The sequence below is a fragment of the Labrys sedimenti genome (genome assembly GCF_034424805.1).
GTDB classification, from domain to species: domain Bacteria; phylum Pseudomonadota; class Alphaproteobacteria; order Rhizobiales; family Labraceae; genus Labrys; species Labrys sedimenti.
Genome location: NZ_JAXOUF010000032.1, coordinates 1 through 25,553 on the forward strand (window position 1 = coordinate 1; position 25,553 = coordinate 25,553).

A 25,553-nucleotide genomic window follows, 5' to 3' on the forward strand; every position below is an offset into this window, starting at 1 on the left:
GCATTCCACACATTCGCACAGGCTTCGATGCACAGGAATCCCCCTCAGGACTCTTCTGTCCCGGTCAATCCACTAGGCGTCCAAATCAGGCGGAAGCGGCATGGCGAACCTACTTGGTTCACCATCTTGAATCAGGGCGTGGCTGATTTGCAAAGTCGAGCGTCACACCATCCAGGACTTGGTATAAGTGGAGGCAATGTAACAGTCCGGGGGATATGCCAATAATCATATTAAACAACGAGACCGAGTTGGCATTGATGTAAATCAACGCCTCGTCGTCGTAGCGTCCCCTGCCACCCACGTTAAAACTGGCTCGTCGGCACGCTAGATCACCGCGGCAGGCTGACAGGCCCGGTCGGGCGTCATTTGTCCACCCCGACAGGGCGGCCCAAAATAACCCGTCCGTGTCGGACGGGGCCGGGTCGGTTGGTTGCCTGTGGCGATCACACGCTTCGGCGCTTGTCTTTTCTCACCACCAATCCATTCGGCAACCAGTCATCCTCCCTCAACACCCACAGGATGGCCATTGCTTCGTCCCGGTAGGACTCCCACATCGGGTTACCATCGAATTGGGCATTCGTTGGATTGCCGTGAAACTGGCACAAAGCGCGACACACACGCTCAATTGGATCGACGCTATTGGGCATGCCCATCCTCTTCGATTGCCCGCGGAAGACTATCGTCGCCCGTAGGTCAAGGCACGACGAACGCGGCGCCGTTTCACGGGTACGCGCTGAATAGATGCCTTAGGTTCGTCACCGATCGCATCTCGCTTTTCTCGCAGCGCCCTTAGGCGCGCGATCTTATCGTCACGAACCTGCGTTTCACCTTCGATGAGAGCATACGCCGCGATATCGGTTTCGGCATGTCGCTTCTCCGACTTGCTGGGAGGCGGAGGATTTTGGGCCATCAGTCATTCCTTCTGAACGCCATGGCACCTCAGCCATACCCGCATAGTGCGAAGCCGGGGCAATATCGGATCTGATCGGGGTATCACGAGCCGACCCGTCCAACTCTAACAGCAAACGAGGACCCGCGCGAATCTCCGGGACCTGCGGCCAAAGCGATGCCCTATCCGTGCGATTGAGCCCCTATTTCCAGCAGCAAGCTAATCTGACACAGTCCCGGCACCCAAAGAGAAAAGCCCGACGCTGCCGAACGCCGGGCCAAAGTGGTTGCTGCGACGCATTGTGGCTGACGTTGCTCCCAAGTTTATCCGGCTCTGAGTTCGCCCCGGTGGTTAGGGTGGCCCTTCTGGGCGGTGTGAGCGACGGGAACTGACGCGGAGCCGTTGGCAGAGCGCAGCGCCAGATCCCAGTGCGGGTAGAAGGTTGCGGCAAACGCGGCCGGCGTCTGCCAACTGAGCTTCGAATGTGGGCGTGCCCCGTTGTAGTCCTCCCTCCATGTGGCCAGGGCACCCCGGGCCTGCTGCAATGTCGTGCAGAAGTTTAGACTTAATCTGACAATTGGTGTCCTAAAGCTGAAGCCATTGCCTTCACATGCACGCCGGAATACCGGCCGTTCGCCAGCATCTCGGCAAGGGCCTGCGCATCCGCCTTGTCCGTCTTCTCCGGCCGCACTTTCAGAACATCCGCCGCGCATCCATGCACACCACCGCGGATCGTCTCAGCCGACATGGAGAGCAGCAACCTCATGTACTCAGGCTATGAGCGGGTGAGGTGCAAGAAACGCAAATAATCGCAATGCAAAAATACGAATGCGTTTCTAGCTTGTTTGCTAAACACGTTATGGAGTTACTGACCTCATCATCCTGGAATGGAATCAACCGGCGAAAGAGGGAATACCCCATGCCCGATCTATCAGCATATTGTGTTAGTGAGGGGCGGCTCAGAAGGATACTGAATTCGCTCTGCCGAGAGCTTTACCCAGAACACGTTGTGCGGCCAAACGACTGGCAACCGCAGCCTCGCAGGTATCAAAGATACGCCTCAAGCACGTCCACGGCCTCGGCTTGATTACACAAGCCATCATATCGCTGTGGTTACGCGACCATGGTTTTCCGGAATGTGCCGAGAAAAGAGGCATCGGCGGGTCGCCATCCTCGTGGCGATCGAAGGATCGTCGGCTGTCGAAAATGAGGCTGAGGTAGCTCAGGCATTCCCTTTCCAGGGGGCGTCAGGCGCGACAGCGTGACGGATCCGCCCATAGAACATATCGGCGATCGGTTGGCTCGGATGCACTTGGTGGTCGTTCCGAGCTTCTCGTTCGGTGAGCCATATAGTTAGCTCGGATACGCCTGCGTCCCTGGCCCACTGGCGGTAGCAGGACAACAGGTATTCGTCTTGGTTGGCGTCCATCGCGTCTCCTTGCTGAAAGGACCACGTCCTCTCAAAGACCGTTCCATCAACCATCCACTGCGATTGTGTCGGCGTCACGATGCACACTTATCGTTGCTTTTCTTTTTCGGGTCTTTCTGACTTTGGACCCAGACCTACATCCGTTTTGCATTCAGCCCGCTCCTCTTGCGGACTGCCGTTATTGCCTACCGACCAGTGATTTGCGGCTGAAGATAAGCGCACGATGTCAGATACATTGTGATTCCTAGCGGGATCTGCTCTTCTGCCCATTAATCACCCAGTCACCCTTGGTTGAGGCGTCGTGTCGAGAAGACGTCGAATTGAGACTTGCAATTCCCCAACAAAGGCGACGGCGGCTCGCAGGGCTGCAATTTCATTCAAGGCTTGCGATCCCAGATCGTCGATGGCGATCGAAAATTCCATCTTGCCCGCGGCAGCAGGCGCTCTAACGCTGAACAGAAGGCGGCCGCCTCCCTGTTCCTCGACTTTTATCAGCTCGACATTTGTCATTTCGCCCTCCTGCATTAAAGATTAAAATCGAGAATTGCCGAGATATTTGCTTGGATAACTACTCGAATTGTTGAATTAATTACTTAAATTCAGATTATATATTCCATCAATACCCCATTTCTCCATTTGGCATGGAGCCGGCAGCGTCCGATCCCGACGACACAATAATCGCTTCGGTGGTGATCATCAGTGCCGCGACGGAACTCGCATCCTGCAATGCCGCCCGTACCACTTTGGCCGGGTCGATGATGCCGGCCTCCAGCATGTCGACATAGCGCTCGGTCTGGGCGTCGAAGCCAAGATTGGCATTGTTGGCTTCCACAAGCTTGCCCACCACCGTCGACCCCTCCACGCCGGAATTCTCGACGATCTGCCGGATTGGCGTTTCGAGCGCGCGCATGACGATGGCAATGCCTGCCCTGACATCGGGATTGTCCGAGATGATGCTGTAGAGAGCTGTCTTGGCTCGCAGCAAGGCGACCCCGCCCCCGGGAACGATGCCCTCCTGAATCGCTGCTCGGGTCGCATTCAGTGCGTCCTCGATACGATCCTTCTTTTCCTTGACTTCGACCTCGGTCGCGCCGCCGACACGAATGACAGCCACACCGCCCGATAGCTTGGCGAGGCGTTCCTGCAGCTTCTCCTTGTCATAATCGGAATTACTCTCTCCGATCTGGCTCTTCAGCTGCTGAACGCGGGCGGCGATGTCCTTCTTGTCGCCGGCGCCATCGATGACGGTCGTGCTGTCCTTGTCGATGTGCAGGCGCTTGGCGCGGCCGAGCATGTCGATCGTGACATTCTCGAGCTTGATGCCAAGATCGTCGGAGATGAGCTGCCCGCCCGTCAGCGTGGCAATATCCGCGAGAATGGCCTTGCGCCGATCCCCAAAGCCTGGCACTTTCACCGCAGCGACCTTCAAGCCACCGCGCAGCTTGTTCACGACGAGCGTTGCGAGGGCTTCGCCCTCGACATCCTCCGAGATGATCAGGAGAGGCTTGCCGGTCTGCACCACCGCTTCCAGGAGTGGCAAAAGAGTCTGGACGTTCGTCAGCTTCTTCTCGTGGATCAGGAGGTAGGCATCCTCCAGATCCACCGACATCTTCTCGGCATTCGTGATGAAATAAGGCGAGAGATAGCCCCTGTCGAACTGCATGCCTTCGACGACATCGAGCGCGGTTTCGGCGCTTTTGGCCTCCTCCACCGTGACGACGCCTTCATTGCCGACCTTCTTCATCGCCTTGGCGATCATTTTGCCGATCGAAGCGTCGCCATTGGCCGCGATAGTGCCAATTTGAGCGATTTCATCCGAGGATCGCACCTTCTTGGCTCTTGCCTCGATATCCTTCACCGCGGCAAGCACGGCCATGTCGATACCGCGCTTGAGATCCATCGGATTCATGCCGGCGGCGACGAATTTCGTGCCTTCCCGGAGAATGGAGGCGGCTAGCACGGTCGCAGTCGTTGTTCCATCGCCAGCAAGGTCATTGGTCTTCGAAGCCACCTCGCGCACGAGTTGGGCGCCCATGTTCTCGAATTTATCGACGAGATCGATTTCCTTGGCGACGGTCACGCCATCCTTGGTGATGCGCGGCGCACCGTAGGGACGATCGATGATCACGTTGCGCCCCTTGGGGCCAAGCGTGACCTTGACGGCATTGTTGAGGATCTCCACGCCGCGCAACATGCGGTCACGGGCATCGCTGGAGAATCTGACATCTTTGGCGGGCATGATTGAACTCCGGTCTTTTGCGGGTGAAAGGCAGGCGCGGCGTTTAGGGCCACCCGGCGGCGGCCTTCGTTTTGTCGGGACGGCGACGACGCTGCTCTCCCATCATCGGGATCGCTTTGCCCGCGCGTCTGCTTTGCCGTTTCGAAGTAGCGACTCGTCCCATCGCTGAAGCGACCGACAACAGCTCGATCTGCCTGAGGCCGAATATCTTTGACGCGCACTTATTCAGCGCTCGGCGCGTCCACACGCCACCCATTTCTTATACACCCTTTGGCACTCAAAGGATATGAGGATCAGAAAATAAGAGCCCCTTCACCTCAAGAATCGAAGAAACTTTCGGCCAAGCCAATTGAAAAATTTGGCAAAACTCTTGTATTAATTTAAAAAACTGCTCGCTTTTGAAAAAAATAGCGAGTACAGTATCTTTTTATTAATAAAGAATCTCGCTAAAAATCTAAATGTATTACATTTGATAAAATGCCTTTTTTGAATTTATGTGTTTTTCGAGATGTAAAAGCATGCTCGGGCCTGTGCTGAGATAGTATCCATGCGACGTCGACCGGCCATCGCGTCGCTGCAAAGCGGGTGTCGCGACATGGCAGGCGGTACGTGGTGTGGTCCACGTCCTCCTCGAGACGTCTTGCGAACCGCGATACTGCTCCTGGCGTGGCGCCAAAGCCCTGGGCAAAGGACGCGTTGCGGACATTTGCTTCGCCGCGTGAGGAGGTCCCGATGCGACAAGCTCTTTTCAAGTCGCCATTCGACGATGGCTTCGACAAAGCGATCGCCAATTGGGAGAATGAAGGAGGTGCCATGCGAGTGGCTCCCGACGGGCTTTCCCTGCACATGCAGCGAGATTTGCTCGAACGGGAAATATTCCAAGCCCTCCTAACGAGAGACCTGGACGACGAAGGGGCCTTTCGCCCATTTTATTCCTTTCCATGGGCCATCCGAACAACCATCGTCGAATGAACATCCTCGCCCGGAATCTGGTTGTCGCAGCGAAGGCGACGATCAGCCGGGTGCCATCAGAGGCGGAAACGGCAGTGTTGGAGCAATGTGACCCGCCTGCAGGGGAGATTCCTCTAACTCTTTGTTTTAGCGTACTTTCTTATTCGAAAGATCTGTCGCTTTTTGGAAGTCACTCGAGGGACGACGTGAGGATCCAAGCCATGAACAGCCCCGGAGGCGTCCTTCTGGAAAAGGCGGTTCTCGCCTTGCTTCTGCCCAAAATCGGCTATTTCTCGGACCATGCCGTGGTCACGCGTACGATGCCGATCTCGCTCTGGCGCGAGCATATGCAATCAGCCATCCAAGCCTACCTTGCCGCCGCGGCGGTAGAGCGAAAGTCCTCCCGTTCTCGCAAGAGCCGAGAGCGGAAATTATCCGTCGGCAAAGGAGAGATGCGATGAATGTCCGCACGACGCATTCGACGGCGACGTTTACCAAGCCATTTCACCTCGATGGGTTCAATGAATATCAACCGCCTGGAGACTATAGGGTCGATATCGACGAAGAGTTGATCGAGGGGCTATCGTTTCTGGCCTATCGCCGCATCGGGGCTCTTTTTTACCTGCCGGCACTCTCACAACCTCAAACCTCGGTCCAGGTGGCCAGCATCACGCCCGCTACGTTCGATGCCATGCTCGAACAGGATTCCACGCCGATTTAGTCATTACTGGAATTGGCTTCGAGATGCTTCTGCAGACTACGCGGTCAGCCTGTGTGTTGCAGATCGGAGCCAAATGACGGCAGGAGAAACATTTTACGTTGGTACCTCATATGTCCAGACGCGAAACGATTTCAGGACATGATAGCCGAACAAGTTGATGAGGGGGCACCAGCCGCGTCCCGACCGCGAGCGGCCATGATGCGGCCAATCCGGGGAACGTTGTTTCGAGGATCGAACATATGCCATGCCTGCCGAGGAACAACTCTATCCAGGTGCTGAAGTCCATGGGTTGACAATGGGAACGCCGATACCCCCGGATGACCGTTGACGGAGTGCGCAGGAATATTGAGGTAACGGTATAAAATTAGCCCAAGATGCGCGAAGTCGCGACAAACGCCGATACGCTCTTGGAAAACCTCGAAAGCCGTTCGTATCGAACGAGCCTGCATGAAGTCAAAGCGGATGTGGCCGTACACGAAGTTGCAGATCGCCTGCACGGTCGGGGGAGTTCGGAACTTTAGGCAGGGGCCTCACCGCTCACCAATGACAGACGCACTGAAAGGAAAGAACGATGTCACAAAACCTCTCTGGCCCGGTGGAGCGCATCTGCCGCCTGATGTGCCGAATGGAAGGGCATGAGGAACTGGTGGGATTTGAGGGCGAGCCCATGTGGGAGTCCTTCCGGGAGGACGTGACGCAGATACTCGCGGAGCTTCGCGACGGGGACATATTACCGAGTGGACTATCCGTCGTTAAGATCGACAAGTGAATGTCTCGTATTTTCTGGAATATAGCATATCAACTCCAGGAATTTCCGGGATATTTCCAAAAAAATTTCTAAAGAAATTATCTTTCTTGCTATAATCACATTTAGAAGCTATGCTTGTTTTTATCGATCTTGTTGCCGATCTTTTTCCGCGCTATTGGCGCTGACGATTTTCCTCTCCAAAAATCGATCAGAACTTATCCGCTGGGCTCTTTGCACGGTGGGTTAATTATTACGAGCGATTGAAAGGAAATCGTCATGAACACTGGAACCGTAAAGTTCTTCAACACGACCAAGGGCTTTGGCTTCATCCAACTCGAAACCGGAGGCTCCGATGTGTTCGTTCACATTTCGGCCGTCGAACGGGCGGGAATGCACACCCTCATAGAGGGTCAGAAGCTCTCGTTTGATGTCGTGACGGATCGACGCAATGGAAAAAGTGCAGCCGAGAACCTACAGGCTGCCTAAGAATATGGCGCGTCTGGTCTTTGACCACGGATGTACTGGCACTGGCCATTGATGCGCGATGAGAAGGCCGGGTTCGCCCGGCCTTTTTGTTATGGTGATTTGCGAGAAGATTGCTGACATGACGACATTGGATTTCACGACGCCTGCAGCGGTGTATGTGCAGATATCCGGGGCCTCTCGCTCAATGCGAGGTAGGGCACCTCAGAAATATCGTCGGTTCGAAAACCTCGCATTTGCCGTTCAGTTTGCGGTCGAAGAGTCGCTGGTAGAACTGCGAGCCCTCATGATCGAAACCGATGATGGCGATTACACCGGCCCCGCGATCCGGTCTCTCTACGACCATGATAACTATCCGCTGCCCAGAGCGGCCGCCTGAGACGATTCCGAACAACGACTGATTCGAGGAATCTTCCGGATCGGGGGCCGGCGCATCGCCCTCCTCCAGCCCTGCCCTTCCCGACCTTGCTCAATAGGCCTCGATGGTTCTCAGCAGAACGTCATTCAAGGACAATGCCTTCATTGCGGCCTTGAGACCGGGCAGGTCGATGAACTAGACCTGCCGGTGCCCCCTTGGCTGCGCCTGCTCGAAGAGCTCATGCGCAAGGAAGAACGGGCAACAGGGATGCAGGGATCGACAACAAGGTAGGCGCCCTCGCGGCGCCGGCACGATACATCCATGCGGCCGAGCCCGTATAGCAAGTCTACCCCCCTCGCCCCATATGGGGTGGAACGGAATAGACGTCGGCAGCGGTGGGATAAGGCGCGAGCTCGTAACCACTCGACCGCGTCGGGCGTCTGCGCATGGTTGATCGGATTAAAAAGCGAAAACAGGTCGGCAGCTGCCGTACCGTCCTCCTGCTTTGCAAAGGCCATGATCGCCCCATGGCGGCATGGCTGCATTGCCCGCCGTTCTCGTGCAGGCCTGGCGGATAGCCCTTCATATAACCGGGATCGCGAGAGGTTGTGTCGAAAGGCGGTGTGAAGGGCAGCGCCAGACCGTCCTCTCGACGGATCAGGTGTTTATTGAGGGTGGCCATCGCCTATACGGCGCGCGGGATCCGCGGCGCGCGACAGCACCACCCAGGACTGGGCGATGGAATCGATCCAGCATTCCTCGCTCTCCTTCGAGCCGAGCCAGGTTCCATCATCGAACGTCGCCCGGCGATACCATTCGCCATCCCGGGCGTCGCGCTCGATGGCCGTTTGGACGGAGGCGGCATACGCGCCAGCGGGCGGCACGGGCAGGATCACGGCTGTCGGCAAAAGAAGCAAAAAGCGCGATTACACGCACCAGCCGCCAAGACCGTTGAAGAATTCAAGTTCGGGTAGTGCTTGGCCGTGACAATCCGGGAGGTAAGGTCGCCTCCGTCCGCCGACCACGGGACGGCACAACCTTGGGTCAAGGGCGCCCGACCTGATCGGCAATCGGCCCGCGACGAGCGTGGAGTACAACTCGGGCCGCCGCATGCAGTAGGGACCGGGCTTCGACGCTCATGAGATCGGCCCGCAGCACATGCACCGAGCCATCCGCCTGGGCATCGCCCAGCCTCGGCTGGGACTGGCTGCTGTGCACGGCCATTTCAATCGCGGCCTGCAGATCGTGAATATACGATGGGGCATGCCCGTTGACGATGACGAGATCGACCGCGAGGCGCTTCATGCGCCAATACTCGTGGGCACGGAGCAGCTGCCCGACCTGGGCAATGTCAGCGATATCGTCGATGTGCAGCACGACGATCGGCAGGTCACCGGAGATTCCATGTGGCCACAACCCTGACTGAGGGCCGGCCCCGCGCAGGATCTCTTCCGACGATGCCCGGAACCGCGGATCGGCGTAGAGGATCGGTGCGGCAAGACGTTGGAAATCGGCTGCTTCCGCTGCCGCGACGCCGAGATGGCGAAGCTGAACCTGCGCCTGGGTCCACGCCAAAGTCTTTGCGCGGTCGAACGAACTGCGGTCGTGATGCAAGTCGACGAAGTCCAAAAGCTCGGCCCGCGACGATGCAACCACGGTCCAGAAAGCGACCCGTACCACTCTGCCGGGCGGAACGATCACGCGCTGCCTCAGCGAGAAGATTGGATCGAGAACCGTGCCGACCGTGTTCGAGAGCGGCCGACCGTCCCTGAGGACCGCCGCATCGGCTATCGCGCGGCCGCGGCCAAGGAAGCGAGCCCGGTCGGTCTCATATTGCGGATCGGCAGCGATCTCGCCCTCGACCACCATGAGATGCGCCGCCCACAGCCGCGGCTCGTCAGGGGACCTCGGCCGGCACGTCGCTACGAGAGCGCCGAACTCGGCAAGGTGCTCGGTCTCAACGGACATCTTGGAAAAGGCGGGGTGAGCGTTGTCGGAGGCGGGCTCCGCCAGTGCCACTTCCGCGTAGGAGGTAAGCTCGATCTCACGTGGCCGGCGGCCGTTATTGGTCAGGCATATGCGACGGACCTCGCTGTCGTCCTCGCCGGAGACCAGGACATCCATGGTTGTGGTCAGACTGCCGTCGCGATGGATGAAGTGGGCGTAGTCTTCGCCGAAGAGGACTTCCCCGTGCCCGGGCTCCTCCCCTACCGGCTGTGCGCCCCCGGTCCAGGTCTTTCCGGTCTGGACGTCTTTCAGGAAAATGAACGATCCCCAGTCGTCGCGGGTCGTATCCTCCCGCCATCGCGTCACGGCAATGTCGCGCCAGCGGCTGTAGCCGGCACCGGTGGTGGTCAGCATCACCGCATAGCGGCCGTTCGAGAGCAGATGCGTCATCGGCGGGCCTGCTGCCGAGGCGGCAAGCCGCCGCGCCGAGGCACCTTCGTCGATGACTGCGGCGGGCGGCGCCTTCACCTCCTCAGCCCGGACCTGCGCGATGGCGATCTCGTCCGGGATGCGTTCCTGCAACAGGAGTTCGCTGGCCTTTATCATCGGTTCACGATGGAACCGGGCGCGCATCCGACCATCCTGGAGGGTATTGGCGATGGCGACGATGGTCATGCCCTGATGGTGGGCCATGAAAGCGCGCACGATGGCGACATTCTCTTCCGCCGGCAGACGGGAGCGCGTGAAGTCGAGGGCTTCATAGAAGCCGTGGCGACCGCGGGCGCCCATCGCGGCGAGCCGGCTATAGTTCGCGCGCGCCGCCTGGGGATCGATCATAGCCGCCAGCGCCGTCGCGTAGGGCGCGATCACGGCCTGTCCCGCGAGGCCGCGCTTGAGACCGAGGCCCGGCACGCCGAAGTTCGAATATTGGTATGTGAACTCGAAGTCGCGGGCGTTGTAGGCGGATTCCGATATGCCCCATGGGATGCCGAGGGAGCGTCCATACGCCTGTTGCTGCTTTACCACCAGGCGGCTGGTCTGCTCGAGCAAGCTGCCGGCCGGCGCGCGCACCACCAGCGACGGCATCAGATATTCGAACATCGATCCGGACCAGGAGATCAATGCAGAACCGCTTCCCAGCGGAGTCGCGGTGCGGCCCAGCCGGAACCAGTGCCGCGTGGGAACATCGCCCTTGGCGATCGCGAACAGGCTGGCAAGCCGCGCCTCAGAAGCGAGCAGGTCGTAACAACTGGGGTCGAGGCCATTGTCGGGGAGCGAATAGCCTATCGACAGCAGTTTCCGGTCGGGATCGAGGAGGAACGCGAAATCCATGGCCAGCGCCATTTCGCGCGCCGTGTGGGCGATCGCCTGCAGGCGCCCCTCCAGAGGGTTCGCCACATCGGCAATCCCGAGACGATCACGGCCCCATTCGGTCAGGCCTCGCCTCATCGCCTCGATCCAGAACAACAGGTCTGGCGGGCCGCCCTCTTCATTGTCCGTCATCAAAGGCATAGCGGCGCGGGCTGCATCGGCGGCCTTTTCGGCCAGCCGTTTGAGCGGCGCGACGATCGACTCGATCGGCCTTGGACTCTTGAGCAAAGCCTCGATCTCGTCGAGAATGGCGACGAGCGGTTGCCCGGGCCCTCCCCCTCCAACAGACAGGGCGTCGGCCGCCTCGCGCGCCAGGGTGAAGGCGTCTGCCATGCCGGCCCTCGCATCCGGCGCCTGTACCGAGCCCGCCCATTCCTCGCAGGCATTGGCAAGTGCGATCAGGTGACCCGCGAGGTTTCCGCTGTCGACCGAAGAGACATAGGCCGGCTCGAGAATGCGCAGGTTCTGCGTATCGTACCAGTTGAAGAAATGCCCCTTGAACAAGGCGAGCTTGCGCATGGTGCCGAGTGTGGCTTCCAGCCGCTCGACGGTTTCCGTAAGCCCGGCCCAGCCGAAATCACGGGCAGCGACGGCGGAGAGCAGATAGAGCCCGATATTGGTAGGCGACGTGCGCCGCGCGAGCACCGGCTTCGGCTCTTCCTGAAAATTGTCGGGCGGCAGCATGTTGTTGGACGGTGTGACGAAGGTCTCGAAATAGCGCCAAGTTCGACGCGCGGTGAGGCGCAGATCAGCCGCCTCCGCCCGCGACATCGTAAGCTGGCGCGAGATCGGCGGGGCGCGGCTGATACGGAAAGCGAGCGCCGGGGCGCCGGCCCACAGCAGCGCGAAAGGCAGGACGAGCAGCCAGGAGGCTGGCGCGACCGCGACGGCAAGTGCCGCCAGAACCAGGCCGAGCGCCACCCCGCCCGCCATTCGGCGATAGAAGCCGCCCACGCTCAGGCGCGGTGCCGCCGCCGATCTCGCCGCCGTCGTCCATTCCAGAAGATGCCTATGCGTGACGAACAGCCTCGCAAGGGTTCTTGCGATCGCGTCTCCCGTCCGCCACGCCTGATCGGGCAGGAAGGCGATCGAAAAGAACGCCTGGGCAGCCGCTAGGTGCAGGCCACGGCCGAGCATGCCGAGATGATTGCGCACATGCAGCCCCGAGCGGCGCGGCCATATGGAGAAAGCGCCCGGCAGGAAGGCCGGGATCACAATGGCCGCGAGCACGATCGCAAGCCCGGCCACCGCCGCGGGGATCGGGAACAGCCAGGACAGGGCGAAGGCCAGCAGCGTGAAGGGCGCCAGCAGCGACCGCCTCAGATTGTCCAGCATCTTCCAGCGCCCGAGAGGCGGCATCGCCCGGCCCCCGGTCGAGGCGCCGAACACCCAGGGCAGAAGCTGCCAGTCGCCCCGGATCCATCGATGCTGGCGTCTTGCGGCGACGTCATATCGCGGCGGGACTTCCTCGACGACCTCGATGTCGGAGGCAAGGCCGGCGCGGGCGAAAACGCCCTCGAAGAGATCGTGGCTCAGCAGCGTGCTCTCCGGCACGCGTCCGGCGAGAGCCGCCTCGAAAGCATCGACGTCGTAAATGCCCTTGCCCGTATAGGAGCCCTCGCCGAACAGATCCTGGTAGACGTCCGAGATCGCCGCCGCATACGGATCGATACCAGCCGGGCCCGACGACACCCTTTGATAGATGGACCCCTCGCGGTCGAGCGGCAGTGCCGGCGTGACACGCGGTTGGAGTATCGCGTAGCCGCTCATGACCCGTCGGTTGTGCTCGTCGAATCTAGGCCTGTTGAGGGGATGGGCAATCTTGCCGACCAGACGGCGCGCGGCATCGCGCGGCAATCTGGTATCGGCGTCGAGCGTAATGACGAAGCGTACGCTCTCCGGCACCTGCGGCGCACGCCCTTCCACGGCCATGAAGCTGGTGTCGGTGGCCCCGCGAAGCAGCCTGTTGAGCTCGTGCAGTTTGCCTCGCTTGCGCTCCCATCCCATCCATGTGCCCTCGCCTTCATTGAAGAGGCGGCGACGATGGAGCAGAAGGAACCGGTCGCCTCCCGGCCCCGGACCGTAGCGTTGATTCAGTTGCGCGATCGCCTGTGCCGTCACGGCGATGAGCTGGGCGTCGCTCTCGACTGTCTGCCGATCCGCGTCGAGGCCGTCCGTGAGGAGGGCGAAAGTCAGGTCCCCGCCCGAGCCTGCCAGATGATGCACTTCCAAACGCTCGACCTGTTCCAGGAGGTCGGCCTCGCTGGTCAGCAGCGTCGGCACGGCGACGAGAGTCCTCAGCGATTGCGGTACGCCATCGGCGAGTTCGAGGCCCGGTAACGCAGTCGCACCGAAGCACCACGCGACCGCGCGATTGACCATCGCGATCGCGACTTCCGTCGCCGGCACGAATCCCAGCAAGACGAACAGGGCAAGCCAGCCGGCATCGAGGCCGTGGATGCCAAGCGCCCATGACGCCAGGGCGAGCAACACGGCGGTGACGGACAAGATGGCGCCCGCATATCCGCCGATGCCCAGCCGCAGGCCGAAGCGGCTCATGCGCGTTCGCGGAGGCGGCTTGAAGTCGATCGCCCGCTCCAGCGCGCGCCGGCCGTCCCCGATGAGATGGTATCCAGGATCCGCGACCCGCCCGCGGTCCTCAGGCTCGACCGCGACCGCGGCAGCTCGACGCGCGGTCTCCAGCACTTGCCCGGTGATCTCAAGCTCCGTCAAGGACGAGTCACGAGCGAGTTCCTCGATCGCGCTGCGGTAGAGATTGCGCGTCGGGAAGTCCATCGCGGCGAAATCGCTTCCCGAGCCAAGACGCTCGTCGACCAGACTCACGGTCTCGAACAGGTCCGCCCAATCGATGTCGGAGATCAGCCTCATGCTGGTAATGACATTGCGCACGGTGACGTTGGATGCTCCCAGCCTTTGCTGGGCACGCTGCACCACCTCCCCGATCGAAGTGCCCTGCTCACGCAGGCGTTCCGTGAACCACTCAAGCGCGGGGGTCGTCCTGGGATCCTGATCCCGCAGCCGCTTGGCGAGCTGCGCGGCAAAAATGTCCGACAAGGGCACGGAGGGACGCATCAGGACATCGAGCTCGGAAGCCACCTGCCCCATTTCAGGAAGCGCGTCGACCAGGGCGTCGGCGTCCGACCGCTCCTTGCGGCCTGCGACGATCTGATCGGCGAGCCGGCGCAGATTCTCTACGAGGACGATGCGCAACGTGATCGCAACGGCCCACAATTCACCGATCGTCAACGGCTGGACCTGCTGGTAGGCGCAGATGAACCGGCGCAAAAGCTCAGGATCGAAATAGCTGTCGGTGTGGGCGACAAAGGCCCAGGCCAAGCCGAACACCCGCGGATAGCCCGCGAACGGTCCGCTCGCCAGCTTCGGCAGTTGCCGATAATAGCCAGGCGGCAGGTCATCCCGGATCTCGCGAACCTGCTCTTCGACCAGATGATAATTGTCGAGAAGCCATTCCGCGGCCGGAACAACGCCGCCGCCGCTTTCAACATCCGCGGCACTCGTCCGGTATGCCTTGAGCAGCGCAGCGGCATTATCGCTCAATCGTGTCTGCAGAGGCAGAACGGCCGGCGGGCGCCTCGTGACCGTTTGCGCAGCAGCGAGGCTTTGCGCATGCTGCTCGAGCCGCTCGACACCGAACAATTCCTCGCGCACCGGCGCGATGGCGCTCCATGGGTGTGGCGACGCGCGAAGCCCAAACGTCCGATGCAATAAAGCGTTCATTCCCTATCCAGTCGCGCTGTCAGCGCCGGCTCCAGCGCGTATGAATGACGAGCTCAATGGGAGCACGCCTATGCGCCTCCCATATCCGCCTCATCCAAACAGACACGCCAGCAACCGCCCGCCAGTCGATCCGCGGTCGGCGTCAGCCATCGTATCCGTTCCGATTAATGGTCCATCGTGAATAATTTTGTGAGTTAATTTCAAAATAGTAAAATAGCTTGTAGATCTTTAATGATTTAATCTTAATAATATAACATCAAACCAACGAATAATAAAAATGAAGATTATAATATATGGTCAATATATTGAAAATTTAGGATCGATTTTACGAATTTAATTCAATTTAATGCGAGCATTGGTTTTATCCACACCGATAACCGTGTCCTATATTTCTTTCCTCACGCAGTCGCGACAAGGAATTATTTGCTCAGCAATGCTCGTAATGCGAGCCCTTGTGGGCTCTCACCATCCCGCAGCAGGAAGTCGTCAACATCGATCTCGGCTGTTTTCCCGCCCGAAGATCGGTTCGGTTCATGTCTGACCAAAGATCGATCGGTTTCGATGTCGTGGACCAGGACCCAACGATCCCCGTTGGAACTGCTGTAGATTGGCTTCACCTCTGTAACCATCTTAGATTTCCTTCGTCATTCTAGACTTCGTTGGGAGGCCCTCACCGGAGAACCCTTTTGGTGCAGACGGGCTATTCACGCACCGGCGTAAGCCGATAGCCGAGCAGGCTGTGCATGCGCCGAACGAGATCACCTGCGGGATATGGTTTCGGTAGAAAATCGGTATCGACCTCCCCCGCATCCGCTTGGGTATCCGGCCAAGCTGACCGGACCAGGATCTTCATCGACGGATGGTGATTTACCGCGTAGCGAACAAGAGCCAATCCACCAGGAGCGTGCTCAGCGTCGATGTCACCAATCATCGCATCGAAGTCGCTGCGACCGCGCAGAATGCTCATAGCCTCGCTGGCGCTTTCACTTTCGACAATATCGTAGCCTTCATCCAGCAGTTCGTTGGCACTGCTCACGCGCGAAGCAAGTTCGTGCTCCACGAGTAAAACCAGGGGAGACGAGGCCAGTTGCAAAGGCAGGACGGGATGCCGACGGCAATGTTTCATCGCGCCAATTGGGGTGCTGGTGGGCATATCAAAGCCTGTCGGTACGAGGGCCGGGATGGAGCTGTTGTCTGCGATGGTCGGCAATTTGCCCTGGCTGGTCCCCACCGCAAAAACCGGTGGCGCAGCAAGAGAAGCCAGGTTGGCCTCACATATGGATGCCACCTATAGCTACGCATGCAAGAAAATGCAGAGATAAAACCGTACACCGATCCATTTCGATATCAAGATATTTCTTATGAAAATAAAATAATAAAAATATTATCTAACCCTACTCTTTCAATTTTTGCGATCATGACTACGTATAAAAGACGTAAATCGCCTATCTTTTTAGCATCACGTTGTGCGATTTTTCAGACTTTTACGAATATAATTCGCAACTATGAAGCCAAAGAACTAACGCAACCATCGCAGCAATTTGGATTTTAAAGTTCGCAGGGCTTTGCGTTCCTGCACAGGAAAATTCAAGATGCGCAAACAAAGGGCGACACCATGGCCAAGGGGCAAAAACGCGGCAATCGGGAAACGCGCAAGCCGAAGACTGCCAAGCCGGCAGCTCCCGCTGCCGCAACTTCATCGCTGACGCGAGGGACGCTGACGCCCGTCAGCACTATTGTTCCAAAAAAGAAGGGATAGCTGTAGCCCGACGCCATTCTGTGCTGGGCGCCAATGCAGTCCAGCGTACTTCATATTCTACCACTGAGTTCGAGAAACCGAAATGGCAGGCTGGTTGGTCCATCCGTGCTGAGGGCGCTGTCAGATTAACCCTGAGTTGTCTCCGCTAGACGCGCCCAGGCCAACTGATCCTCGATTTAGGCCGCAACGGCCCGCCACTCAGTCAGGGCGGCCGGGCGTCTCTGCTTGTAGATTTCTCGGCTGAGGTGGCGCTCCGAGTTAAAGTGGTTGCGGATCTGGCCGTGAACGGCGACGAATTTCTGAAGCGTTTTCGTCCTACGGAATTTGAGCATCGCCGCCTCTCGTCGTCGAAACGGCTGGTGGGAATTCTCGGCCCGTTTGTTCTTTGACCTGCCACTGAGATTTTCCTCCACTCGGAGTTAGAGTCCGGCCCTGACGAGGACGGACTGATGAAGCGAGCAAGGTTCACAGAGGAACAGATCATTGCGGTGCTGAAGGAGCACGAGCCAGGAGCGAAGGCCGCCGACCTCGCCCGCAAGCACGGCGTCTCGGAGGCGACTCTCTACAACTGGAAGGCCAAGTTCGGCGGCATGGACGTCTCCGAGGCCAAGCGGCTGAAGCAACTCGAGGATGTCGCAACAAACTCCAGGGAGTTTGTGCTGAGAACGCCAAGCTGAAGAAACTCCTGGCCGAGCAGATGCTGGATGCAGCCGCGATGCGTGAGCTTCTATCAAAAAAATGGTAGGGCCCGCCGTGCAACGCGACGCCGTCGCGCATCTGCGGGCCGTGATGGGCCTGTCGGAACGTCGGGCCTGCAGCATCGTCGGCGCAGATCGGAAGATGGTCCGATACCGCTCGCGCCGCCCGCCGGACACCGAGCTTCGTGCCCGGCTGCGCGATCTCGCCAACGAGCGGCGGCGCTTCGGCTATAGGCGGCTGTTTATCCTGCTGCGGCGGGAGGGCGAACCGTCGGGCGTCAATCGCATCCATCGGCTCTACCGTGAGGAAGGATTGTCGGTGCGCAAGCGCCGCGCCCGCCGCAAGGCCGTGGGAGCGCGTGCACCAATCCTGGTCGAAGCGAAGCCGAATGCGCGCTGGTCCACGGACTTCGTCCACGACCGGTTCGCGAACGGGCGCCGCTTCCGCATCCTGAACATCGTCGATGACGTGACGAAGCAATGCCTCGGAGCGATCCCGGACACTTCGATCTCGGGCCGACGCCTGGCGCGTGAGTTGACCGCGATCATCGAGCGGTATGGCAAGCCGGGCATGATCGTCAGCGATCACGGCACGGAATATACCTGCAACGCCATGCTGGCCTGGTGCCGCGACAATGACGTCGGCTGGCACTTCATCGCGCCAGGCAAGCCGATGCAGAACGGCTTCGTCGAAAGCTTCAATGGCCGTATGCGAGATGAGCTGCTCAACGAGACGCTGTTCTTCGACCTCGACGACGCCCGAGCCAAGATCGCGGCCTGGGTCTTCGACTTCAACACCGCGCGCCCGCATTCGGCGCTCGGATACCTCACGCCTGCGGCCTATGCCGCCGACTTCACCGCAACAGACGATCGGCTGCGCAACCCCGACCAGCTTCACCGATCTCACGTTGCTCCCACCGCGCCACAAGGCGTAAAACCCGCCGAGGCTCTAATCGCCGCTGGATGACATCTCAGTGGCAGGTCAGCGCCACACTCGCGCTCGTTGATATGGCACCGCCGTCTCCGGCTATCACTGGTGGAGTCCACTGCTGGTCCACGATTATATTCCTAGGTGCCCAACATCAAAGGTGCTATAGATTTTACGGCCAGTTAATTTGGCAAAAGTACATATGGCGCTCAGCTATTGCGCCTGCGACAGTCAATGAGATCGTCGCTTTGAGAGCTGGTATTTTTGCTTCCTACCTATTGCAGCGATCGCTTGCCAAATGATCTGCTGCCTGGCGGCCGTTAAGCGAAATTGCCGTACCAATTTCTACCATCTGGCACCTCCATAGATGCGGAGAAACGCCTTCATTTTCTCTCGCTTTACTCAAATGGCAGGCAAGCGACAAGCTGCTGGAGCAAGGACATGAACTTCCGCCTTTGTGTGACTGTCACGATGGTCATCGTGGCAGTCACCGTATGCGGCTTCGCGGCAAATGCCTTACGAGACGCAGCTGCAGCTCAACTGAAATCGGCATTGGAACATCATAACAAGTATGAAATAAAAATAAAATTACCTAATGAAATTCCGATGAAATATCAAAGCATAAATAACATCTGAGTTGAAATTCGAGCAACACTTTACGTTATGGAGATTCGAATGCGAAAAAATACTCCGAAACATAACCACTCGGATACGCCAGAACGACAAGATATGACCGTTACATGCAGCGAGTACTATCGCTTGCGAGCCGCCGCGCAAAGACGTCTAAAGTCCTTACGCGCTCTTCCGAACAAGCACAATGGGAACCATGATACTAATATTCTAGAGGCGTGGCGAAAAGCAAATAATCTCTCTCAGGAGGAATTGTCACAAAAATCAGGCATATCAATTAAAGAAATTATAGATATAGAGCGAGGAAAACTTAATTCATCAATGAAAACATACATAAAACTATCCAAGGCTCTGAGAGTAAATGTAGTCGAGTTGATAAATATAGATCCATAGAATGTTGCAATTTGAATGAAATTATATTCAAGAAAGACACCCGCATGCCCACCAGTGTCATTCATTTTAGCGCTGCCGAATTCGATCGAGAACGACTGCCGGCGGAAGTCGTGTCAATGAGCGCCTTTGTGGCACTCGCCACCGATATGGCTGGATGCGCCACATGACCGGGCACCCCTTGAAGAATAGGCAACTAGCCTTGATCGGACCCAAGGCAAGCTTCAACGTCGCCGGCTGCATCTTGGGGTGCATGCGCGACCTTGCGCCCCTGTATCTCGGCCTTGTTGAAACTGCCGAAGAAGCCGGATGGAGCCGCGTCGAGATAGCGATCGCGATTACAAGACTTGCTGACCTGGGCCTCATCGGGGAGACGCCCAACATTCCCGACACCGGGGTCTCCGAACATTCGAATTGATATCGATCGTGTCCACCATATCCGGCGCTGTGAAAGGCGATAGACCAACATGAGCGAAAACAAAGGATATCCCAATCAATGGGCCGCGAGATATGCGGAAATAAACGCAATCGCACAGAACCGCATTGACGCGGAGCGACTTGCCCGCGAACAGAAAACGGCCAAACTCAAAGCATTGAGGCTGGCGCAGGACGAACCTCAGCCCACCCCCAAGGTTGCCTCTAAGCCTCACAGTCTCCGAAACCCAATTAGACGGGCAACAATCCAACAGCGGAGGAGATAGGTAGGATCAGTAGCGAAGTTCGATGCGAGTCCGAGAATGGCGGGTCGTATCTGTGTTCTATGCTGTGAAGATCGCGAACTGTTCGGCGATGGATGGATCAGGATTGTAGGCAAACCTCGCCTGTCGCTTTCGCATCATGTGGATCATTTCGATGCCAGACAGGATGATCGCAGCCGTCACCTTTGATTTGAGCCCGAGCATGGACCGGTTGCGGTGCTTAACGCGTCGGTGGTCCTGCTCGATGCGGTTGTTCAGATATTGGCTTTGGTGAATGTGGATGGTCTCGCTTGGCTGCTGTGATCGATCCCGCAGCCGGTTCTCGCCATCGCAGGAGATGATCGCTTCCCGATTTGTCTGACTGCCGTCGATCACAATATGTGTGGGCCGACCATGATGCGCCAAAGCCTTGCGCATAAAGCGCTTGGCCTCCGGAAGATCGCGCTGTTTGCTGAAGGAGAACTCGACTGTGTCGCCGACGCTATCGATAGCCCGGGACAGATACATCCGTTTGCCGCGTACCTTGATATAGATCTCATCCATGGCTGGCTCCTCTAATCTTGAGGTACCTTCTATGTCTGACGCCCCTCACCGAAGCATTTGCGATAGAGCCTGAAGACGAACTAGAATCTTCCAATTTTCTGACACCGCGCAGTGGTTGGAGACCGATCCTTTGTACCGACTTAGATATCGCATTCGACAGAAACAAGTTCAAACACCTATGAAATTGTGCGGAGCGAAGGCTATGAAGATGGTAATAGAGTTTTATCGTGTCCGTCGGGCTGACGATGCGCGTGCTGTCGTAGGTCGTGAGACTGTGGACGCTTCCGACCTCGAGCATGCCATCGAGATTGCGCAACAGCTGCGGTGCACCCTAAACATGCCGCAGCGGCCCGATGCCGTAACCATCAGCGATAGTGACGGAAAACGTCTCTATTTGCACAGTCTCGGCACCCTCGAAGGTCTGGATGAAAAGCCGTCGCCATGAACGTTCAGAGCGACGAAATTGCATCAAAACAAAGAGCTAGAGAGAAATTGCGTTTCGAAGAAATCGCTCTTTGCTCTAGAATGGGGTACCGATCATGACGCTAGCCTTTCCCAACCCAAGCCGTAGCTTCGATGAAGCGCGGAACGCGGTCCGTTTCTTCGGCTATGATGGCATGTTCGAAATACAGTTCTTCGTCGAGGCTGGCGTACTCGCCAAGGCGGGCGCGACCTCGAGCGGATCACCGGCGCCGGAAGCGGAGTGCCTTTCGGCTTTCGATGCTTTGCGTGCATCCATCTATGATGTCGCCCGTGAGGCCTACTCTCACGATCACCTCAACTCCTACACGCTGACCGTCTCCGATTTCCGATCGGCGGTCTGATGCTGATCCGCTATGGCTACGAAATCACGTTGAACTGCCCACAGGCAACTGCCTTGGTCTGCCTGATGTCGGTCCACGACGATCGCGCGGCCGATATTCGAGTTGCAGAAACGATCTTCACCACGCCACACGCCCAACTGTCGAGTTATCATGATCTCTTTGGCAATCGCTGCCGTCGGCTTGTGGCACCGACAGGCGAGCTGACCATCTGGGGCGATGCCACGATCGAGGACGACGGCAAGCCCGACGAGATAGTGCCGTCCGCCCGGGAGGTCCCGGTGCCTGAGTTGCCGGACGACTGCCTGGCCTACCTCATGGGGAGCCGCTACTGCGAAACGGACCACCTCAGCCAGGTCGCCTGGGATATGTTCGGCACGATAGCTCCCGGCTGGGGCCGCGTGCAGGCGATCTGCGACTTCGTCCACGACCACATCCGCTTTGATTACATGCAGGCCCGTTCGACGCGAACGGCTTTCGAGGTTTTCCATGAGCGCATCGGCGTTTGTCGCGACTTCGCGCATCTGGCGGTAACACTCTGCCGCTGCCTCAATATTCCCGCACGCTATGTCAACGGCCATTTGGGTGACATCGGTGTCCCCATCGTCGATCCCATGGACTTCAGCGCCTGGATAGAAGTGTTCCTGGGCGGGGCATGGCATACGTTCGACCCGCGTAACAATGTTCCCCGGATTGGCCGGATCGTGGTCGCTCGCGGCCGGGATGCGGCCGATGTCCCTCTCATCAACTCGTTCGGCCCGCATGTTCTGACGGCGTTTCGGGTCTGGACATATGAGGTACCAACGTAAAATGGCTCGCCTCTCCCACTTGGCTCCGATTTGCAGCACAGGCTGACTTGCGAGAGTCCAACCGATGCAGCCTACGCAAGCATCTCCTGCGGCATCTGACCCGATTTCAGAAACCGGCTTGATGTCGTAAGTTTTTGTAGTCGCGTCGTTTTTGCCGAAAGCCGGCGTTCGCCTTTCGGCATGATGCTCCAGCCAATTTCAGCCGTTGCTAGATGGTCATGGAGTCCTGTTCGATCATGGCGTCGAACGTGGCGGGTGTAATGCGGGCCACCTGGATCGAGGTTTGTGGCTGTGAGAGTGCCGGCAGGTGAAGAAGAGCCGCGACGCGGCGATAGGCCAGAAACGATAGCCCCTCGATTAACTCTTCGTCGATGTCGACTCTATACTTTCCCGGTGGCTGGTATTCCTTGAGCCCATCGAGGTGGAATGACTTGGTGAAGGTTACCGTCGAACGCGTCGTACGGACATTCATTGCACCTCTCCCTTATACCAAGGCTCTTTGATCAGAACCGGTGCGCCCACTCGTGCATTCCGATGGCCATGATGCGCCATGGTTGGTCGACGAGTTTGTTCCATGCGTAGCAGCAGTGGTCGAGGATATCGTCGTAGGATTTGAAGACCCGGTTCGAGAGCCAGTTGTCGCGCATGAACTGCCAGATGTTCTCTTGTGGGTTGAGTTCCGGACATTTCGCGGGCAACGGCATGAGCGTGATGTTCGGCGGGACAATCAGCCGGCTCGACAGATGCCAGCCGGCCTGATCGAGCAGGAGGATGGCGTGCTTGCCGGGCGCGACCTCGGTGGCGATTTCAGCCAGGTGCAGGTTCATCGCCTCGCTGTTGCAAGTGGGGAGGACGAGGGCTGCACCTTTCCCTTCCTTCGGACAGATCGCGCCGAAGATATAGGTCGAGGCGGTGCGTTGGTCGTGGGGCGCCGACGGCCTGGTTCCTCGTCTGGCCCAGCGTCGCGTGATCTTGTTCTTCTGGCCGATGCGCGCCTCGTCGGCGAACCAGATTTCTATATCGGCCGGGTCGATACCTTGGCCTTCGACGACCTCTGCCACACGGGCGGGAAAGCTTTTTTAGAATCCTCGATCGCTCCCTCGGCCTGCGCATGATGACGCGGTCGGGCCGACAGCTTGCGATAGCCCATGGCCCGCAGTTCCCGGCTCAGTGTCTGCTTGGCGACCGAGAGGCGGAACTCCTCGTAGAGCCATTGGCAGAGATCAACGATCCGCCAGCGGACGACGCCATGGATTGCCGGCGTCGGCCCGCTCTCGATGATCGCAGCCAGCGCCGTGCGATGTTTGTCCATCAGCCGAGGCGGCTGGCCTGGCGCCTTGCGCTCGATGAGCCCGGCCGGGCCATGCGCGTTGAACTTCACAACCCAGTCTCGAACGATCTGAAGGGTCACCCCGCCGATCTTCGCGGCTTTGGTTCGGGTCGCGCCGTCGTAAATCGCCGCCAAAGCCAACAGCCGCCGCGCCTGCGGCCCGTCCTTCGACCGTTTCGCAGCGACCCGCGCCATCGGCCCGTCAAAATCTACCCGAAGAGCAATCGCCACGACGAACCTCCTGCGTTCGCCATGTTGAATCAGGACCGCGCTGATTTGGGAAGTCACCCCGAGTCACCCTCTCCGAGACTCGGTATAATGCAGGAAGGCGAAATGACAAATGTCGAGCTGATAAAAGTCGAGGAACAGGGAAACGGCCGCCTTCTGTTCAGCGTTAGAGCGCCTGCTGCCGCGGGCAAGATGGAATTTTCGATCGCCATCGAGGATCTGGGATCGCGAGCCTTGAATGAAATTGCAGCCCTGCGAGCCACCGTCGCCTTTGTTGGGGAATTGCAAGTCTCAATTCGACGTCTTCTCGACACGACGCCTCAACCAAGGGCGACTGGATGATCGCTGGGGACGACAGCGGGGCCACCTCCAAATGGCACGTCGATAACCCAAGAGGTGGTGCGGAGCAGCAATATTTTCACGGCCCGGCGATAGCCGGATGCATCTGTACCTTGCCATTAGCGGCGCCGGCGATACGGCGGGGTTCGTTTCTTGGCGAACATCGTGCCCCGGCACCGCCCAGGCAATTTATCAGCAAGGCACCCCAGCGACACGGCCGGCCTGAGCGCATCGTCATTGACGCCAGCCAGATCCGGCGAGGACGAACATAGACACGCTGGCAGGTTCAATTTTGTTCCTTGATGGAGCGCCCACGGAAGCACCCAATATTGGGGGCAGATAGAGGCATCGTGGCGTTACGAAGCGGTAGTGGCTGCATCCGGTCGACGCCTGCGCAATTCACCAAACGAAATGAGTTTTCCCTGGTTTTCGTCCCACAAAGCCAGACCCGCGCAGTGCAGGCTTTGAATCAGCGTGAGCCTGCCGACGTTCACCATCTCCGGATGATCGTTCAAAACCTGCGGAAGACGATAAAACGGAATACGACTGCACAAATGATGCACGTGATGCACGCCAATATTGCCAGTGAACCATGCCAAGGACGGTGGAAGTTCGTAATTGGAACTTCCATGAAGCGCTGCCTCCTGCACGTTCCATTCGCCCTCATGCGCCCATTGCGTATCCTCGAATTGGTGCTGCACGTAGAAGAACCAGACCCCGATCGAGGCAGCGATCAACATCACCGGGCCTTCCACGAGAAGAAATGACTTGATCCCCATCAGCCACAGCATTGTCACGACCAGTGCTGCGATTGCTGCATTGGTTCCCATTGTGCTGAGCCAGGGCTGCCAGCCGGCACGCATGAAGCCGAATGGCAGGCGCTGGTGCAGCAAAAACAGATAGGCCGGCATGAAGCCAAACAAGACGATCGGGTTTCGATACACGCGATAGCCAAGCTTGCGGCCAGAGTCCAAGGCAAGATACTCGGTGGTCGTGAGCGTGAAGATATCGCCCACACCGCGATGCTCGAGATTGCCCACCGCGGCATGATGCATCGCGTGAGCCCTGCGCCAAAAACCGTAGGGCGTCAGCGTCACCACACCGATCACCCGGCCGAGCCAGTCGTTTGTCGCACGTCGGCGAAAGAATGCTCCATGTCCGCAATCATGTTGGATCATGAAGAGGCGCACGAGGAAGCCGGCGGTCGGGATCGCCAGAAGAAGACACAGCCAATAGCCAATGCCGAGCGCAAGCCACATGAGCCCCCACAGGCCGAGGAACGGAATGGCTGTAACCAACAACTCGAAGACGCTGCGTAAGGTTGCCGGCTCACGATATCGGCCTAGGATCGAGATCCAGGATCGCGGAGCCTGGATAGGGGCATCGATGTCTTTGTCGTCCAACATCCGCATTCTCAAACAAGCAGGCAAGCCCGAACCTCAATCGTAGCTGGACAACCATTCGACTGAGTAGCCTCGGAAACTA

26 protein-coding genes and 3 pseudogenes are annotated in these 25,553 nt (G+C 58.4%); 14 read left to right on the forward strand and 15 right to left on the reverse strand.

Going from position 1 to position 25,553, the window contains the following annotated elements; genetic code table 11:
- Positions 1–443: 443 nt before the first annotated feature.
- From U1R88_RS33260 to groL, 5 genes are all read right to left on the reverse strand, one after another.
- Positions 444–647, reverse strand: coding sequence for a hypothetical protein (locus U1R88_RS33260; protein ID WP_322435171.1), 204 nt, complete (start codon positions 645–647; stop codon positions 444–446).
- Between the two features lie 565 nt (positions 648–1,212).
- Positions 1,213–1,434 carry an integrase core domain-containing protein gene (locus U1R88_RS35775; protein ID WP_425545521.1) on the reverse strand — a complete coding sequence of 74 codons (222 nt, stop codon included), beginning with the start codon at positions 1,432–1,434 and terminating at the stop codon, positions 1,213–1,215.
- A gap of 20 nt (positions 1,435–1,454) precedes the next feature.
- Positions 1,455–1,655 carry a hypothetical protein gene (locus U1R88_RS33270; RefSeq protein WP_322435197.1) on the reverse strand — a complete coding sequence of 67 codons (201 nt, stop codon included), beginning with the start codon at positions 1,653–1,655 and terminating at the stop codon, positions 1,455–1,457.
- A 936-nt stretch (positions 1,656–2,591) separates the two neighbouring features.
- A complete protein-coding gene (locus tag U1R88_RS33275; RefSeq protein WP_322435172.1) occupies positions 2,592–2,828 on the reverse strand; it encodes a hypothetical protein in 237 nt (78 codons plus the stop codon).
- A 106-nt stretch (positions 2,829–2,934) separates the two neighbouring features.
- The gene (gene groL, locus U1R88_RS33280) at positions 2,935–4,557 is read right to left on the reverse strand and encodes a chaperonin GroEL (protein ID WP_322435173.1); all 1,623 of its coding nucleotides are present in this window, start codon (positions 4,555–4,557) and stop codon (positions 2,935–2,937) included.
- Positions 4,558–5,289: 732 nt separating this feature from the next.
- Here groL and U1R88_RS33285 point away from each other — a divergent pair.
- Genes U1R88_RS33285 through U1R88_RS33295 form a run of 3 tightly spaced genes read left to right on the forward strand, consistent with a single transcriptional unit; the run spans position 5,290 to position 6,229 of the window.
- Entirely contained in the window at positions 5,290–5,529 is a 240-nt protein-coding gene (locus U1R88_RS33285; protein WP_322435174.1) for a hypothetical protein, read from the forward strand.
- Positions 5,526–5,969, forward strand: a complete 444-nt coding sequence (locus U1R88_RS33290) for a hypothetical protein (protein WP_322435175.1) — start codon at positions 5,526–5,528, stop codon at positions 5,967–5,969. The genes U1R88_RS33285 and U1R88_RS33290 overlap by 4 nt, the downstream gene beginning before the upstream one ends.
- Complete coding sequence (locus tag U1R88_RS33295; protein ID WP_322435176.1) at positions 5,966–6,229, forward strand: hypothetical protein; 264 nt, start codon at positions 5,966–5,968, stop codon at positions 6,227–6,229. Before U1R88_RS33290 ends, U1R88_RS33295 begins: the two co-directional genes overlap by 4 nt.
- Positions 6,230–6,322: 93 nt before the next feature.
- Here U1R88_RS33295 and U1R88_RS33300 read toward each other — a convergent pair.
- Positions 6,323–6,726: pseudogene (locus U1R88_RS33300) on the reverse strand (transglutaminase-like domain-containing protein); the annotation flags it as partial.
- 74 nt (positions 6,727–6,800) lie between these two features.
- On the opposite strand from U1R88_RS33300, the gene U1R88_RS33305 reads away from it, so the two are divergent.
- The 3 genes from U1R88_RS33305 to U1R88_RS33315 all read left to right on the forward strand — a co-directional run bounded on the left by U1R88_RS33305 (position 6,801) and on the right by U1R88_RS33315 (position 7,839).
- Entirely contained in the window at positions 6,801–6,998 is a 198-nt protein-coding gene (locus tag U1R88_RS33305) for a hypothetical protein (protein ID WP_322435177.1), read from the forward strand.
- A gap of 255 nt (positions 6,999–7,253) precedes the next feature.
- On the forward strand, positions 7,254–7,463 hold the full coding sequence (locus U1R88_RS33310) for a cold-shock protein (RefSeq protein ID WP_322435178.1): 210 nt from the start codon (positions 7,254–7,256) through the stop codon (positions 7,461–7,463).
- Between the two features lie 118 nt (positions 7,464–7,581).
- Positions 7,582–7,839 (forward strand): hypothetical protein, encoded by a 258-nt coding sequence (locus U1R88_RS33315; RefSeq protein WP_322435179.1) that lies wholly within the window; start codon positions 7,582–7,584, stop codon positions 7,837–7,839.
- A 325-nt stretch (positions 7,840–8,164) separates the two neighbouring features.
- Here the strand turns inward: U1R88_RS33315 and U1R88_RS35635 are convergent, their stop codons facing one another.
- From U1R88_RS35635 to U1R88_RS33335, 5 genes are all read right to left on the reverse strand, one after another.
- Positions 8,165–8,500: a GH36-type glycosyl hydrolase domain-containing protein gene (locus U1R88_RS35635; protein ID WP_336624887.1), complete on the reverse strand. Its 336-nt coding sequence runs from the start codon at positions 8,498–8,500 to the stop codon at positions 8,165–8,167.
- Positions 8,484–8,702: a GH36-type glycosyl hydrolase domain-containing protein gene (locus U1R88_RS33320; protein WP_322435180.1), complete on the reverse strand. Its 219-nt coding sequence runs from the start codon at positions 8,700–8,702 to the stop codon at positions 8,484–8,486. The genes U1R88_RS35635 and U1R88_RS33320 overlap by 17 nt, the downstream gene beginning before the upstream one ends.
- 160 nt (positions 8,703–8,862) lie before the next feature.
- Entirely contained in the window at positions 8,863–14,715 is a 5,853-nt protein-coding gene (locus tag U1R88_RS33325) for a glucoamylase family protein (protein ID WP_322435181.1), read from the reverse strand.
- An 880-nt stretch (positions 14,716–15,595) separates the two neighbouring features.
- The gene (locus U1R88_RS33330; protein ID WP_322435182.1) at positions 15,596–16,105 is read right to left on the reverse strand and encodes a DNA-binding transcriptional response regulator; all 510 of its coding nucleotides are present in this window, start codon (positions 16,103–16,105) and stop codon (positions 15,596–15,598) included.
- A gap of 725 nt (positions 16,106–16,830) precedes the next feature.
- Entirely contained in the window at positions 16,831–17,067 is a 237-nt protein-coding gene (locus tag U1R88_RS33335) for a DDE-type integrase/transposase/recombinase (protein WP_322435183.1), read from the reverse strand.
- Positions 17,068–17,103: 36 nt separating this feature from the next.
- On the opposite strand from U1R88_RS33335, the pseudogene U1R88_RS33340 reads away from it, so the two are divergent.
- The 4 genes and pseudogenes from U1R88_RS33340 to U1R88_RS33350 all read left to right on the forward strand — a co-directional run bounded on the left by U1R88_RS33340 (position 17,104) and on the right by U1R88_RS33350 (position 19,718).
- Positions 17,104–18,319, forward strand: a pseudogene (locus U1R88_RS33340) (IS3 family transposase).
- A gap of 402 nt (positions 18,320–18,721) precedes the next feature.
- On the forward strand, positions 18,722–18,916 hold the full coding sequence (locus tag U1R88_RS33345) for a hypothetical protein (RefSeq protein ID WP_322435184.1): 195 nt from the start codon (positions 18,722–18,724) through the stop codon (positions 18,914–18,916).
- A gap of 93 nt (positions 18,917–19,009) precedes the next feature.
- Positions 19,010–19,303, forward strand: a complete 294-nt coding sequence (locus tag U1R88_RS35780; RefSeq protein ID WP_425545522.1) for a helix-turn-helix domain-containing protein — start codon at positions 19,010–19,012, stop codon at positions 19,301–19,303.
- A 163-nt stretch (positions 19,304–19,466) separates the two neighbouring features.
- Complete coding sequence (locus tag U1R88_RS33350) at positions 19,467–19,718, forward strand: hypothetical protein (RefSeq protein ID WP_322435185.1); 252 nt, start codon at positions 19,467–19,469, stop codon at positions 19,716–19,718.
- A 340-nt stretch (positions 19,719–20,058) separates the two neighbouring features.
- Here the strand turns inward: U1R88_RS33350 and U1R88_RS33355 are convergent.
- Positions 20,059–20,541, reverse strand: a pseudogene (locus tag U1R88_RS33355) (IS6 family transposase); the annotation flags it as partial.
- Positions 20,542–20,743: 202 nt separating this feature from the next.
- On the opposite strand from U1R88_RS33355, the gene U1R88_RS33360 reads away from it, so the two are divergent.
- The 3 genes from U1R88_RS33360 (at position 20,744) to U1R88_RS33370 (ending at position 22,171) form a co-directional block, all read left to right on the forward strand.
- On the forward strand, positions 20,744–20,986 hold the full coding sequence (locus U1R88_RS33360) for a hypothetical protein (protein WP_322435186.1): 243 nt from the start codon (positions 20,744–20,746) through the stop codon (positions 20,984–20,986).
- Between the two features lie 94 nt (positions 20,987–21,080).
- Positions 21,081–21,365 carry a DUF1488 family protein gene (locus U1R88_RS33365; protein WP_322435187.1) on the forward strand — a complete coding sequence of 95 codons (285 nt, stop codon included), beginning with the start codon at positions 21,081–21,083 and terminating at the stop codon, positions 21,363–21,365.
- The gene (locus tag U1R88_RS33370) at positions 21,365–22,171 is read left to right on the forward strand and encodes a transglutaminase-like domain-containing protein (protein ID WP_322435188.1); all 807 of its coding nucleotides are present in this window, start codon (positions 21,365–21,367) and stop codon (positions 22,169–22,171) included. The genes U1R88_RS33365 and U1R88_RS33370 overlap by 1 nt, the downstream gene beginning before the upstream one ends.
- Before the next feature lie 208 nt (positions 22,172–22,379).
- Here the strand turns inward: U1R88_RS33370 and U1R88_RS33375 are convergent, their stop codons facing one another.
- Both U1R88_RS33375 and U1R88_RS33380 read right to left on the reverse strand, forming a co-directional pair.
- Positions 22,380–22,643: a hypothetical protein gene (locus U1R88_RS33375; protein WP_322435189.1), complete on the reverse strand. Its 264-nt coding sequence runs from the start codon at positions 22,641–22,643 to the stop codon at positions 22,380–22,382.
- Between the two features lie 31 nt (positions 22,644–22,674).
- Positions 22,675–23,777 (reverse strand): IS630 family transposase gene (locus U1R88_RS33380; RefSeq protein WP_425545523.1). Its coding sequence is split into 2 segments (ribosomal slippage): positions 22,675–23,228 and positions 23,228–23,777, totalling 1,104 coding nucleotides; the frame shifts between segments, so codons are not numbered across the junction.
- A 57-nt stretch (positions 23,778–23,834) separates the two neighbouring features.
- Here U1R88_RS33380 and U1R88_RS33385 point away from each other — a divergent pair.
- Positions 23,835–24,071, forward strand: a complete 237-nt coding sequence (locus U1R88_RS33385; protein ID WP_322435190.1) for a hypothetical protein — start codon at positions 23,835–23,837, stop codon at positions 24,069–24,071.
- A gap of 353 nt (positions 24,072–24,424) precedes the next feature.
- Here U1R88_RS33385 and U1R88_RS33390 read toward each other — a convergent pair whose 3' ends face one another.
- A complete protein-coding gene (locus U1R88_RS33390) occupies positions 24,425–25,474 on the reverse strand; it encodes a fatty acid desaturase (RefSeq protein ID WP_322435191.1) in 1,050 nt (349 codons plus the stop codon).
- Between the last annotated feature and the right edge of the window lie 79 nt (positions 25,475–25,553).